Origin of the sequence: Pseudomonas sp. LW8 (genome assembly GCF_041956865.1) — a bacterium.
GTDB classification, from domain to species: domain Bacteria; phylum Pseudomonadota; class Gammaproteobacteria; order Pseudomonadales; family Pseudomonadaceae; genus Aquipseudomonas; species Aquipseudomonas siliginis.
On the sequence record NZ_CP168138.1, the window covers coordinates 4,223,001 to 4,236,318 of the forward strand.

A 13,318-nucleotide genomic window follows, 5' to 3' on the forward strand; every position below is an offset into this window, starting at 1 on the left:
AGCTTCAAGAATGTTGCCTGGAGTATTACTCTGCGCGCCTGCTCAAGGATTTGCATAAGGACTGAATCGTGTACATCAAGGGACACTACATCCTGTCAGCGTGTTTGCTTGTCTTTATCCAGCAAGCGACAGCGGCGGCGATGGATTGCAAAAAAGCGGCGAACGACGTGGAAAACATGATTTGCGCGAATAAATCGCTGTATGAGCTAGACGCGCAGATGGGCACGCTGTATCGCCAACTGATGACAACTGCCACAGCGACGCAACCTGAGCTCAAGCGCACCCAGCGCGCCTGGCTAAAAACCCGCAATGCCTGCGCAGTCGATGTCGCTTGCCTGGATGGCAGCTACCGCCAGCGCCTGCAAGCATTGCAGGCACAGTGGACGCAAGCCGCAATGTGGCAGCCGGACGCCGTGGATGTTCAGGCGATGAACGATCTGCAGGAAAGCATTCGTGCCGAGAGCAAAAACCACCCGGAATTTGCCCTGGAACATGCCTTGACCGCACGGGCTTTCGAGTCTTCGCAGACATCTTTCGCGGGCGATCCAGTCGACAGCTACGGCGAGCAAACCAACTTCCCCAAGTCGCGTCCCAAAGGCGTGAGCGAGGACGAATGGAAAGCATTGAACGCCTCAAGCATCGACGGCGCCGCCGAGACCGGACGGTCTTCCTACGCACTGCTGGATCTGGACCATGATGGCCAGCGCGACCTTATCGTCGACACATACGCAGGCGGCACCGGCTTGTTCACCTACGTGGAAACCTGGCGCCGCAAGGGCGAGCGGTTCGTCAAGAGATCGGTCGAGCCGGAAAGCTCGCTGTTCTACACCAACGACCGTGGCGCCAATCAGGCAATCAGCTGGATCAAGCTTCACGACAGAATCTATGCCGCCTACCGAAACGGCGCCTACGGTGTCGACAATCTGTACCTGCTCAATCCGCTGAAGATCAACCGTCAGGTACCGACGGTGTCCGTGCGTTACGCTTACGCCCTGCAGGTGCCCACGACTCAACATAAAGAGGATGGCACCAGCACCTATGAGCTTGACGCGGATCTGCAAGGGGCACTCGAACACGCCATCACTCAGGTAATGAAAGTCGCATCGGAATCAACCGCTAACGCGCCCCTTTGCCCTATTCCTCCCACGGGTGCCGGAGGCGACGATTACTACAGCTACGGTCCAGGGCACTACACCATCGAAAAGATCGCCGATTTGCCGGTAATGATCGGCGGCGAATGCTACATCGGGGCGCTGATTGACTGGTTCGGAAGTTACAGCGAAAAGACGGGGTTATTCGCTCAACTGGCCGTGCGCAAGCCGGGCGTCGAGGCGAGCGGGACTACTTACGAAGTCCACGGCCGTCGGCATGTCACAGACGTCAGCAGCACTCTCGGCAAAGTCGAACTGAACGGCGACTGATCGTCAGTCAGCACCGGCGCAGGATGATCCGCTGCAACCGCAGAGGTGGAACCCCGGAGTTTGTAACAGTGCAGAACGCCTGTTCGTCGACCAAACCAAAAAGCCCCGTCGCAATGGATAAATGCGACGGGGCTTTTCGTTTTCAAGAAGTGGTGTCCCAGGCGGGGTTCGAACCTGCAACCTTCCCCTTAGGAGGGGGATGCTCTATCCAATTGAGCTACTGAGACACTGATTGAAGCGCGCTGTACGCGGGGCGACAGACGGCGTGCATGTTAACGGCCGGCCCCTGTTTTGTCATGTCGTCCGTAGGGCTTTTTAAGTGTAGGCAGGCGCCGTGCAAGATTGTGGGAACTTTTACCGGGCAATTTGCACTACGCGAAAAAGCGGTCATTGCAGTTTGCAATCAGTGCCGCCCGAAAAACCTTACCAAACCCTTGTTTTTAAAGGACTTATCAGCCGTTACACTGTTGGCACGGCGACTGCTATGGCTGTTCTATCAAAAAGAACAATTTGGAGCGTCGTGCCATGAACAGCACCCTCTTGCTTGCAAACGCAGCGGCATTGGCCTTCTTGCTCGGATCGCATTTTTTTCCCAAGGCGGACATCGAGCAGCCAGTGGCGCAGCGCATGCCGCATTACTTGCAGGTGCAGAAAGCGCCGCAGTGGGCGGTGCTGAGTGATCGCAGCGATGCCTCTACGCAAATGGTCAGCGAGCCTGAGCTAGCCTCGGCGCCGACCACCGAACGTCTGGTTTTTTGAAATATCTTCAGGAGTACAACATGTCCAAATCAGCGACGGGATTTCTGATCCTCGCTTTACTGAGTGGCGTTACCCATCTGGCGCTGTTCGAGGAGACGGAAGTCACCTTGCCTCTGGTTGGCTGTGGCGTGTTTGCGGTGCTGTTTGTGCTGGCGCTGATTGCAGGGCGCAAGATCAAGTTTGATCCGGTTCTGCGTTGAGCTGGATCAGCTCAAGTAATGCAGAGACAGCTTCAGCAAGATCAACAGAATTTTCGATCTGATGAACGGGGCTGTCGCTGGATCTGCGGTCTTTGAACAGTGCGTTGCGCGCGAGTCTTGCGTCGATTTGCTCAGGGGTTTCCCGGCCACGCTTGAGCAGGCGCTTACGCAGGACCTCATCGTTGACTGTCAGCAGAACCGGCACCAGCGTTGGATATTTCTCCATTGCTTGACGCAGGTTCGCTCTCGACCCGTTAACCAATACGTGCCGGCCCGCTTGCAACCATTCATCCATTTCCCTTGGAATGCCGTAAGAGAGGCCGTTGGCTTGCCAGGCTAAGGAAAAAGCGCCAGCGTGCTGTCGCCGGTCGAACTCTTCAGGCGTCACGCCGATTGCATCTTCGCCGACTGACTCCGCCGATCGGGTAATCACCCGGCGCATCACTTCACAGTTCAACTCACGCAGTGGCTCACGCGCTGCTTCGATCAGGCTGTCCTTGCCCGAACCGGACGGCCCCATCAGGTAAAAAAGCTTGCCATCCATCCCGAAAACGCCCTCCGACGGGTCCTGCCTCTAGTAAATCGGCAAATTGCCACTATCCTGTACACATAGGGATCAAGAATAGCGAGCCGCATAGCATGCACGTTCTAAGGTCTTCGGACATCAACAGATGTGCATGCGAAAGCGGGCAGCGATACGGAAGGATGGAAAGTTTTCCAACCAGTCCGCATTTCTGACAACTGGTGCTGGCATTACGCCTTTACCCGGCTCAATATTTGTCACAGAATTGACGCCAATGATCTGGCAATTTTGAGGCATGATGCCGGCCTCTTAACAATTCAGGTTGAACCAATTGGTCCGGATGCTTGTCCTACCACACATCCTGCGGCCAATCCCGAGAACCGCTCCCCTGAACTAACCGGTTAAATATATGCGCCCATTGAAACAGGCAATTTATTCCAGCCGTACGGCTGACAAGTTTGTCGTACGTCTGCCAGACGGAATGCGTGAACGCATTGCCGAGGTGGCTCGCAATCATCATCGCAGCATGAACTCCGAAATCATTGCGCGCCTTGAGCAGAGTCTTATTCAGGAAGGCGCACTGGGCGAAGAGCTGAGCATGCGCCTGGACAGCCCGGAGCTGTCGCTGCACGAGCGCGAGCTGTTGCAGCGCTTCCGTCAGCTGTCGCACCGTCAGCAGAACGCCCTGGTGTCGCTGATCGCCCACGACGCTGAAATGGCCGCAGACGCGTCCTGAGTTATACCGAACATATTGAAGCCAGCATGATTGCTGGCTTTTTTTTGCCCGCGATATGACAGATGGCCGCTTGGCAATGGAGTGTGGCGAGGGGATTTATCCCCGCTGGGCTGCATGGCAGCCCCAAAAACAATGGGACTGCTGCGCAGTCCAGCGGGGATAAATCCCCTCGCCACCGTTACTTGTACTTGCGCCCGTATTTGTTTGGCAGGCACAAAAAAGCCCGTCGATTTGACGGGCTTTTCATTGCACAAGGTCAGAGCAGGAAGATTGTCGCCAACCCGAGGAAGATGAAGAAGCCACCGCTGTCGGTCATTGCGGTGATCATCACACTGGCACCCATCGCCGGATCGCGGCCCATCTTCGCCAGCGTCATCGGGATCAACACGCCCATCAACGCCGCCAGCAACAAATTGAGCGTCATCGCCGCCGTCATGACCACACCGAGTGACCAACTGCCGTAGAGCATGTACGCGACCACACCGATCACCCCGCCCCAGACCAGACCGTTGATCAAACCGACCGCCAGCTCTTTGCGCATCAAGCGCGAGGTGTTGCCGGTGCTGACCTGATCCAGCGCCATGGCGCGCACGATCATGGTGATGGTCTGGTTACCGGAGTTGCCACCGATACCCGCCACGATCGGCATCAGCGCCGCCAGTGCCACGAGCTTCTCGATCGAACCTTCGAACAGACCGATCACCCGCGATGCGACAAATGCAGTGATCAGGTTCACCGCCAGCCACGCCCAACGGTTACGCAGGGATTTCCACACCGAGGCGAAGATATCTTCCTCTTCGCGCAGACCGGCCATGTTGAGGACTTCGCTTTCGCTTTCCTCACGGATCAGGTCGACCATTTCATCGATGGTCAGACGGCCGATCAGCTTGCCGTTCTTGTCGACCACCGGCGCCGAGATCAAGTCGTAACGCTCGAACGCCTGAGCAGCGTCGTAGGCATCTTCGTCCGGGTGGAAGCTCACCGGATCGCTGGCCATCACTTCCGCGACCTGCTTCTCCGGATCGTTGACCAGCAGACGTTTGATAGGCAGCACGCCCTTGAGCACGCCGTCGTAATCGACCACGAACAATTTATCGGTATGACCGGGCAGCTCTTTGAGGCGACGCAGATAGCGCAGAACCACTTCAAGGCTGACGTCCTCACGGATCGTCACCATCTCGAAGTCCATCAGCGCACCGACCTGATCCTCGTCATAGGACAGCGCCGAGCGCACGCGTTCGCGCTGCTGGTTATCCAGACTCTCCATCAGCTCATGGACAACGTCTCGCGGCAGCTCGGAGGCCAGGTCAGCGAGTTCGTCGGCGTCCATGTCCTTGGCGGCAGCCAGGAGCTCGTGATCGTCCATGTCGGCGATCAGCGTTTCACGGACGGAATCGGATACTTCGAGAAGAATGTCGCCGTCGCGGTCGGCCTTGACCAGTTGCCAGAGCGTCAGGCGATCGTCCAGCGGCAAGGCTTCGAGAATGTAGGCGACGTCGGCGGAGTGCAGATCATCGAGCTTGCGTTGCAGCTCGACGAGGTTTTGCCGGTGAACCAGGTTTTCCACGCGGTCGTGGTGCGGACCTTCCTGGCGATGAGTCAGGTCTTCAACGACACGCTGGCGCTGCAGCAACTCGACGACCTGAGCCAGGCGGTCCTGCAGGCTTTCCTGTGTTTTTTTTACTTCGATTTCGGACATAGGCGAACTCCACTCCCAGCAGCGGGGCACGCCGGAAGGATCAATCAGTCAATTCATGATTGGTGAAACGGTTTACTGAACAACTACTGGGTAAGTCCATGGAGGTTTTCCATAAGCCCCGGCGGGGCTGACGGGCGCAATGATACACGCCTGACGGTTTAAAACGTTGAAAAAATCACGGCTGAAACAAGCGCTTGCGAAACAAACCTGAGCGCCTGCCTGACCCGTGCAAATGCGACGACTCATCTTGAAAAGAAAACACACCGGCAATGCAAAAAGCAGCGACTACCCTTGAGCTTAGATCGTCATGGAGGACATCGAATGCCAGCAAAACCAGCGCTTTTTCTACTGACCGCCCTGCTCCACATCACGCCTGCCCACGCCACCACACTTCATCGCTGCCAGGCTGCTGACGGCAGCGTCACGTTTACGTCGATGAGCTGCGCAACTGGCGAGCAACTCTCAACTCAGGAGGTCCACCCGTATTCACCCGGCTGGGTCGCAATCATGCCGGAGTTCAATCACGAAGCTGTGACCGGCATGAAAGACAGCGGACGCGAACCGGGCATCGTCGGCGGCACTGAACATAAATGTGGAAACCTGATCGACAACAGACAGCGGCGCGAAGCGATCATCAACCGTCGAGTGATTGCCGGCATGAGTCAGCGGGACGTCGAAAGCGCACTGGGCAAGCCCGACAAGATCAACACCCGCACATCGACCACGAGCTATCGTTACGACCTCAAGCGAGGCCGCAGTGCTCAAATTGATTTTGATGAAAGAGGCTGCGTGAAGGGAAAAGCCAAATCCCGGACAGCAAAAAGCCCGCGTTAAACGCGGGCTTCTTGGTATATGGTGCACTCGACAGGATTCGAACCTGTGACCGCTCGGTTCGTAGCCGAGTACTCTATCCAGCTGAGCTACGAGTGCATTTTGTGTTTTTAAACCAGACCACAACTGGCTGAAGCCGAGTTACTCACCTTACAGCAAATAACTCTTAAATGGTGCACTCGACAGGATTCGAACCTGTGACCGCTCGGTTCGTAGCCGAGTACTCTATCCAGCTGAGCTACGAGTGCATTTGTTGCCGCGCATTATAGGCCGTCTAATCTCTATGTCAAACACTTTTTCTAGTAATTTCAACAACTTACAGAAGAAGCCAGATTACGACGTACTAAGCAAATAATGGCGGAGAACGGGGGATTCGAACCCCCGACACCCTTTTGAGGTGTACTCCCTTAGCAGGGGAGCGCCTTCGGCCACTCGGCCAGCTCTCCGCAACACGGGGCGTATATTAACCAGCTTCTTCCCCGTTTGCAAACATAAAAATCGATAAAAATTAATGGCTTGGTTCTTCGTCCTTCTCTTTCTTTATACGCAGGTAAATTTCCTCACGGTGCACCGCAACCTCTTTCGGAGCGTTGACGCCGATACGCACCTGGTTTCCTTTGACGCCGAGCACGGTCACGGTGATTTCGCCGTCACCGATAATCAGGCTTTCCGCGCACCGACGAGTCAGAATCAGCATACCTTTCTCCTTACGCCATTCATTTCAGGGACAACAGTCTGCAAAAAAAAGGCACCCGACCTACAACCGCAGCGATCGTAGCCCTACATGCCTGAGTATTGACCAGCGCGAGCAAAAGAACAGTTCCGGGGCTCGCGCCATTCAAAAATAAAGGGCGCGGTCAGACCGCGCCCTTCACAGAATCGGATTACTCGCCCTGACGGGCCGGAGCATCCAGTTCGAAAGCCGTGTGCAGCGCGCGCACGGCCAGTTCCAGGTACTTCTCTTCGATCACTACGGAAACCTTGATTTCCGAAGTCGATATCATCTGGATGTTGATGCTTTCTTTTGCCAGGGATTCGAACATGCGGCTGGCCACGCCTGCGTGAGAACGCATGCCGACGCCGACGATCGAGACCTTGGCGATCTTGGTGTCGCCAACCACTTCACGGGCACCGATTTCGCGAGCGGTGTTTTCCAGCACGGTCTGTGCAGCCTGGTAGTCGTTGCGGTGCACGGTGAAGGTGAAGTCGGTGGTGTTATCGTGCGCGACGTTCTGCACGATCATGTCGACTTCGATGTTCGCGGCACTGATCGGGCCGAGAATCTTGAACGCCACGCCCGGGGTGTCTGGCACGCCACGGATGGTCAGCTTGGCTTCATCGCGGTTGAAAGCGATGCCGGAAATGATCGGCTGTTCCATGGTTTCCTCTTCATCAATAGTAATGAGGGTGCCCGGACCCTCCTTGAAGCTGTGCAGTACGCGCAGCGGAACGTTGTACTTGCCGGCGAATTCCACCGCACGGATCTGCAGGACCTTGGAACCGAGGCTGGCCATTTCCAGCATCTCTTCGAAGGTGATCTTGTCCAGACGCTGAGCGACCGGCACCACACGCGGGTCGGTGGTGTAGACACCGTCGACGTCGGTGTAGATCTGGCATTCATCCGCCTTCAAGGCCGCCGCCAGTGCCACGCCCGTGGTATCGGAACCGCCGCGACCGAGAGTGGTGATGTTGCCGTGCTCGTCGACACCCTGGAAACCGGCGACAACCACCACGCGACCAGCCTTCAGATCACCGCGAATCTTCTGGTCATCAATCTGCAAGATACGCGCTTTATTGTGCGCACTGTCGGTCAGGATCCGTACCTGATTACCGGTGTACGACACCGCCGGCACACCGCGCTTGATCAGCGCCATGGCCAACAGGGCAATCGTCACCTGCTCACCGGTGGAGACGATCACGTCCAGCTCGCGCGGAACCGGTTGCGCCTCGCCACTGATTTGCTTGGCCAGATCGATCAGACGGTTGGTTTCGCCGCTCATTGCAGACAGCACAACCACCAGGTCATCGCCGGCATCGCGGAATTTCTTAACCTTGTCGGCGACCTGCTCGATTCTCTCGACAGTGCCGACCGAGGTGCCTCCAAATTTCTGTACGATCAAAGCCATTTCAAAGCCGCCTCTGCCCATGAAGGGCGCCCAATAATCTTTCGAACAGTCGCCAGGCCCGCCACTAGACTGCGGGCCTGGCGAGCCGTCTTATAAAGCCTGCTCGACGAATGGAACGGTCAGCGCGAGTGCGCCATCCAGCGCAGCGGCATCGACACCACCGCCCTGCGCCATGTCCGGACGACCACCGCCCTTCCCGCCCACTGCCGCAGCAGCCTGTTTCATCAAATCACCGGCTTTGAGTTGGCCAGTCAGGTCCTTGGTTACGCCTGCAACCAGTACGACCTTTTCCTCATGGACACCGCCGAGCAGGATCACTGCGCGGCCGAGTTTGTTTTTCAGCTGATCGACCAGCGCCAGCAGCGCCTTGCCATCCTGACCGTCCAGACGGGCAGCCAGCACCTTCACATCCTTGACGTCCACCGCCGAGGCCGACAGATCGTCGCCCGCAGCGCTGGCTGCCTTGGCCTGCAACTGCTCGAGTTGTTTCTCCAGCAGACGGTTGCGCTCCAGTACCGCCGAGAGCTTGTCGATCAGGTTGTCGCGGCTGCCCTTGACCAGGCTGGCCGCTTCCTTGAGTTGTTCTTCTGCCGCGTTCAAGTAGGCCAGCGCCGCAGCACCGGTGACTGCCTCGATACGACGCACGCCCGATGCCACACCGCCTTCGCTGATGATTTTCAGCAGGCCGATGTCGCCGGTACGGTTGGCGTGGATACCGCCGCACAGTTCGACCGAGAAGTCGCCCATGCTCAGCACGCGCACGCTGTCGCCGTACTTCTCGCCGAACAGCGCCATGGCGCCTTTGTTCTTAGCGGTTTCGATGTCGGTTTCTTCGGTTTCAACGGCGGAGTTCTTGCGAATCTCGGCGTTGACGATGTCTTCCAGCTGCTTGATCTGCTCTGGCTTGATTGCTTCGAAGTGGCTGAAGTCGAAACGCAGGCGCTGACTGTCGACCAACGAACCTTTCTGCTGCACATGCTCGCCCAGCACCTGACGCAGCGCGGCGTGCAGCAAGTGAGTAGCCGAGTGGTTCAGCGCGGTGGCGTGACGTACTTCGGCGTCGACGTGAGTTTCCACCGGTGCGCCGATGGTCAGACTGCCCGAGGCCAGCACACCGTGGTGCAGGAATGCGCCGCCGGTCTTGGTGGTATCGCGCACGTCAAACCGGCTGTCGCCGGCCTGAATGAAACCGCAGTCGCCGATCTGGCCACCGGATTCGGCGTAGAACGGCGTCTGGTTGAGCACGATCACGCCTTCCTGACCTTCGCTCAGCACGTCGACCGACTGGCCATCCTTATAGATGGCAACGATTTTCGCCGAGCCGCGAGTGGCGGCATAGCCGGTGAACTCGGTGGCCACGTCAACCTTGACCAGGGTGTTGTAATCCAGACCGAAAGAGCTGGCCGAACGCGCGCGAACACGCTGCGCTTCCATTTCACGCTCGAAACCGACTTCGTCAACGGTCAGGCCGCGTTCGCGGGCGATGTCAGCGGTCAGGTCCATCGGGAAGCCGTAGGTGTCGTAGAGTTTGAACACCACGTCGCCCGGCACCACGGTGCCTTTGAGTTCGACCAGATCCTGCTCGAGGATTTTCAGGCCGTGCTCCAGGGTCTTGGAGAACTGCTCTTCTTCGGCCTTGAGCACGCGCTCGATGTTGCTCTGCTGCTTCTTGAGTTCCGGGAAGGCTTCGCCCATTTCGGCGACCAGCGCCGCGACGATCTTGTAGAAAAAGCTGCCGGTGGCGCCGAGCTTGTTGCCGTGACGGCAGGCGCGACGGATGATCCGGCGCAGCACGTAACCGCGACCTTCGTTGGACGGCAGCACGCCGTCGGCGATCAGGAAACCGCAGGAACGGATGTGGTCGGAAACGACTTTGAGCGACGACTGATCGCCGTTTTCGCAGCCGATCGCTTCAGCCGAAGCCTTGAGCAGGTTCTTGAACAGGTCGATGTCGTAGTTGGAGTTGACGTGCTGCATCACCGCACTGATCCGCTCCAGGCCCATGCCGGTGTCCACCGACGGCGCTGGCAACGGATGCAACACACCGTCGGCGGTGCGGTTGAACTGCATGAACACGTTGTTCCAGATCTCGATGTAGCGGTCGCCATCTTCTTCCGGCGAGCCCGGCGGGCCGCCCCAGATGTGCTCGCCGTGATCGTAGAAAATCTCGGTGCACGGGCCGCACGGGCCGGTATCGCCCATGGTCCAGAAGTTGTCGGAAGCGTACGGCGCACCCTTGTTGTCGCCGATGCGGATCATGCGCTCGGCTGGCACACCGATTTTCTGTGTCCAGATGTCATACGCTTCGTCGTCGGTGGCGTAGACGGTGACCCAGAGCTTTTCCTTCGGCAGCTTGAGCACGCCAGTGAGGAAGGTCCAGGCGAAGGTGATCGCGTCGTGCTTGAAGTAGTCGCCGAAGCTGAAGTTACCGAGCATTTCGAAGAACGTGTGGTGACGCGCGGTATAACCGACGTTTTCCAGGTCACTGTTCTTGCCGCCGGCGCGCACGCATTTCTGGCTGCTGGTGGCACGGGTGTACGCACGTTTTTCCTGGCCCAGGAAGCAGTCCTTGAACTGGTTCATCCCCGCGTTGGTGAACAGCAGGGTTGGGTCGTTGCCCGGAATCAAAGAGCTGGAGGCTACACGGGTGTGGCCTTGCTCTTCGAAGAAGCGAAGGAAGGCTTCACGGATTTCTGCGCTTTTCATTAGGTTCTTCCACGGAGGCTGCGGCCAAAGGCCTGTTCGAAACGTCATGAGACGAAGCGACGGCAAAGGGCCGCATTATATCGGCCCTGCGCGCGGGGTACAGCGTGTTTATACGATAGAAACGGTCAATTGGACGGCTGACGCTGTCACTTGCGTGAAAACTCGACGAATGTCGCGATCACTTGCTCGATTTGCGCGCGGCTTACGTCCATGTGCGTGACCATGCGCAAGCGCGCAGCGGCGCTGAGCCTGATCCCGCGTTCGCCGGCAAAATCCTTGAGTGCTGCGGCCCTGTCGCCCATTTGCACATAAACCATGTTGGTTTGCACGGGCTCGACGACGAAACCGGCCTCACGCAGCCCCTCGGCGAGCAACTGCGCGTTGGCATGGTCATCCGCGAGCCGTTCGACGTGATGATCCAGCGCGTACAAGCCAGCCGCCGCGAGCAACCCGGCCTGACGCATGCCGCCACCGACCATTTTGCGCAAACGCCGCGCCTTGCCGATCAGTTGCTCGGAACCGCACAGCACCGAACCGACCGGTGCGCCGAGGCCTTTGGAGAGGCACACCGACACCGAATCGAAATGCTGGGTGATCTCCCGGGCATCGACGCCAAGCTTGACCGCCGCGTTGTACAGCCGCGCGCCGTCCAGGTGCAATTGCAGGCCGTGTTCCTGAGTAAAGCGTCGCGCGCGCGCCAGATATTCCAGCGGCAGCACTTTGCCCTGCATTGTGTTTTCCAGCGCCAGCAAACGCGTGCGGGCGAAATGGAAATCGTCCGGTTTGATCGCGGCGGCGACCTGATCCAGATCCAGTGAACCGTCGGCCTGCACCTCCAGCGGCTGCGGCTGAATCGAGCCGAGCACCGCCGCCCCGCCACCTTCGTACTTATAGGTGTGCGCCTGCTGACCGACGATGTATTCGTCGCCACGCTCGCAGTGCGCCATCAGGCCGAGCAGGTTGCTCATGGTCCCGGTCGGCACGAACAGCGCGGCGGCAAAGCCCAGACGCTTGGCCAGTTCGGCCTCGAGGCGATTGACCGTCGGATCTTCGCCGTACACATCGTCGCCGGTGTCCGCTGCGGTCATCGCGTCGAGCATGGCGGGAGTCGGTTGGGTGACGGTGTCGCTGCGAAGATCGATAACGCTCATGAACCTGGCCTCTGGTCAGATGGGAAATCCCTTTGTGAAGTGGGATTACTGCGGTCATCGCACAGATTAATCAACCCTAGAACGAGGAAAAATCCCATTCTTCCTCGAGAAGACAAAGCCCATGTGGGAGCGAGCCTGAACGCGAAAGCGGAGTAACAGTCAGCATATTCGTTGAATGTGAAGCCGCTTTCGCGAGCGGGCTCGCTCTCGCAGTGTCATGTGCATGGCCGGGAAATATGTGTTACAAACTTGCCGCCGCCCGCCTATGGGCGGCGAAACGTTCTCAGGGCGGGGTGCAATTCCCCACCGGCGGTAATTGCGCGCAATGCGCATAGCCCGCGAGCGCTTGGCGCTGCACACGACTTGAGTCGGGTGCGTCGGCAAGGTCAGCAGACCCGGTGTGATTCCGGGGCCGACGGTCATAGTCCGGATGAAGAGAGAACGGGATCGACGCCAAAGGGCCGTCCGCGTGCATCCGTGCCTGCGTTCGCACCCTTGCATCCCTTTCGATTCATAACGCCCTGTTTTTCACACAAACAGGAGTCAGAACATGCAACCCACCGCTATCGACAGCAAAAGCAAACACCCCCAGGGCGAGCGCGTCGCGTTCATCCAGGCCTGCTGGCACAAGGAAATCGTCGACCAGAGCCGTAAAGGCTTCGTCGCTGAAATGCTGGTGCAGGGTTATCAGGAAGCGGACATCGACTTTTTTGAAGTCGGCGGCGCCTTTGAAATGCCGCTGCACGCAAAGCTGCTGGCCAAATCTGGCCGTTACGCCGGCATCGTCGCCGCCGCCCTGGTGGTGGACGGCGGCATTTACCGTCACGAGTTCGTCGCGCAATCGGTGGTCAGCGGCCTGATGCAGGTGCAGCTGGAAACCGAAGTGCCGGTGTTCTCGGTATCGCTCACCCCGCACCACTTCCATTCGGGCGAAGAGCATCAGAAGTTCTTCTTCGAGCACTTTGTGCACAAGGGTCAGGAAGCGGCGCGGACTTGCGCGGATACGTTGCAGAAGATTCGCGCGTTGCGCCGCACCGAGCCGCGTGCGGTAGCCGTGTAACGTCGAGTGAGTTTTTGACCTCACTCAAATCAAATGTGGGAGCGAGCCTGCTCGCGAAGAGGGACTGCCAGCCGACGACAAGTTGACTGGTAGACCGCTTTCGCGA

The 13,318-nt window shown here is 58.2% G+C and carries 12 protein-coding genes, 4 tRNA genes and 1 riboswitch; of the genes, 6 read left to right on the plus strand and 10 right to left on the minus strand.

The genetic code is table 11. From position 1 onward, the window contains the following. Positions 1-68 precede the first annotated feature (68 nt). Positions 69-1,421 (plus strand): lysozyme inhibitor LprI family protein, encoded by a 1,353-nt coding sequence (locus AB9L16_RS19080; RefSeq protein ID WP_375122557.1) that lies wholly within the window; start codon positions 69-71, stop codon positions 1,419-1,421. A 150-nt stretch (positions 1,422-1,571) separates the two neighbouring features. Here AB9L16_RS19080 and AB9L16_RS19085 read toward each other — a convergent pair. Further along, positions 1,572-1,648: transfer RNA gene (locus AB9L16_RS19085), tRNA-Arg, on the minus strand. 298 nt (positions 1,649-1,946) lie between these two features. On the opposite strand from AB9L16_RS19085, the gene AB9L16_RS19090 reads away from it, so the two are divergent. Continuing rightward, complete coding sequence (locus AB9L16_RS19090; protein WP_056788077.1) at positions 1,947-2,180, plus strand: hypothetical protein; 234 nt, start codon at positions 1,947-1,949, stop codon at positions 2,178-2,180. 20 nt (positions 2,181-2,200) lie between these two features. Continuing rightward, positions 2,201-2,380 (plus strand): PA3371 family protein, encoded by a 180-nt coding sequence (locus AB9L16_RS19095; protein ID WP_016773599.1) that lies wholly within the window; start codon positions 2,201-2,203, stop codon positions 2,378-2,380. On the opposite strand, the gene phnN is transcribed toward AB9L16_RS19095, so the two are convergent. After that, positions 2,355-2,924 (minus strand): phosphonate metabolism protein/1,5-bisphosphokinase (PRPP-forming) PhnN, encoded by a 570-nt coding sequence (gene phnN, locus AB9L16_RS19100; RefSeq protein ID WP_375122558.1) that lies wholly within the window; start codon positions 2,922-2,924, stop codon positions 2,355-2,357. The two genes, AB9L16_RS19095 and phnN, sit on opposite strands and share 26 nt — an antisense overlap. Positions 2,925-3,312: 388 nt before the next feature. On the opposite strand from phnN, the gene AB9L16_RS19105 reads away from it, so the two are divergent. After that, the gene (locus AB9L16_RS19105; protein ID WP_003178899.1) at positions 3,313-3,639 is read left to right on the plus strand and encodes an Arc family DNA-binding protein; all 327 of its coding nucleotides are present in this window, start codon (positions 3,313-3,315) and stop codon (positions 3,637-3,639) included. A gap of 256 nt (positions 3,640-3,895) precedes the next feature. On the opposite strand, the gene mgtE is transcribed toward AB9L16_RS19105, so the two are convergent. Beyond that, positions 3,896-5,338 (minus strand): magnesium transporter, encoded by a 1,443-nt coding sequence (gene mgtE / locus AB9L16_RS19110; RefSeq protein ID WP_016773597.1) that lies wholly within the window; start codon positions 5,336-5,338, stop codon positions 3,896-3,898. Between the two features lie 321 nt (positions 5,339-5,659). Here mgtE and AB9L16_RS19115 point away from each other — a divergent pair, with 321 nt between their 5' ends. Next, a complete protein-coding gene (locus tag AB9L16_RS19115; protein WP_252876753.1) occupies positions 5,660-6,172 on the plus strand; it encodes a cell envelope protein SmpA in 513 nt (170 codons plus the stop codon). Positions 6,173-6,191: 19 nt separating this feature from the next. On the opposite strand, the gene AB9L16_RS19120 is transcribed toward AB9L16_RS19115, so the two are convergent. From AB9L16_RS19120 to ltaE, 7 genes are all read right to left on the minus strand, one after another. Beyond that, a tRNA-Arg gene (locus AB9L16_RS19120) sits at positions 6,192-6,268 on the minus strand. Between the two features lie 72 nt (positions 6,269-6,340). After that, a tRNA-Arg gene (locus AB9L16_RS19125) sits at positions 6,341-6,417 on the minus strand. A gap of 107 nt (positions 6,418-6,524) precedes the next feature. Then, positions 6,525-6,615, minus strand: a tRNA-Ser gene (locus tag AB9L16_RS19130). 62 nt (positions 6,616-6,677) lie between these two features. Next, entirely contained in the window at positions 6,678-6,866 is a 189-nt protein-coding gene (gene csrA / locus AB9L16_RS19135) for a carbon storage regulator CsrA (protein WP_002554426.1), read from the minus strand. Between the two features lie 187 nt (positions 6,867-7,053). Then, the gene (locus AB9L16_RS19140) at positions 7,054-8,295 is read right to left on the minus strand and encodes an aspartate kinase (protein ID WP_016773595.1); all 1,242 of its coding nucleotides are present in this window, start codon (positions 8,293-8,295) and stop codon (positions 7,054-7,056) included. 90 nt (positions 8,296-8,385) lie between these two features. After that, complete coding sequence (alaS, locus tag AB9L16_RS19145) at positions 8,386-11,001, minus strand: alanine--tRNA ligase (RefSeq protein WP_375122559.1); 2,616 nt, start codon at positions 10,999-11,001, stop codon at positions 8,386-8,388. 146 nt (positions 11,002-11,147) lie between these two features. Then, positions 11,148-12,152, minus strand: a complete 1,005-nt coding sequence (ltaE, locus tag AB9L16_RS19150) for a low-specificity L-threonine aldolase (RefSeq protein WP_110646700.1) — start codon at positions 12,150-12,152, stop codon at positions 11,148-11,150. A gap of 275 nt (positions 12,153-12,427) precedes the next feature. After that, a riboswitch (FMN riboswitch) is annotated at positions 12,428-12,599 on the plus strand. 103 nt (positions 12,600-12,702) lie between these two features. Here ltaE and AB9L16_RS19155 point away from each other — a divergent pair. Continuing rightward, positions 12,703-13,212, plus strand: a complete 510-nt coding sequence (locus tag AB9L16_RS19155) for a 6,7-dimethyl-8-ribityllumazine synthase (RefSeq protein ID WP_024014011.1) — start codon at positions 12,703-12,705, stop codon at positions 13,210-13,212. The last annotated feature ends 106 nt before the right edge of the window (positions 13,213-13,318 follow it).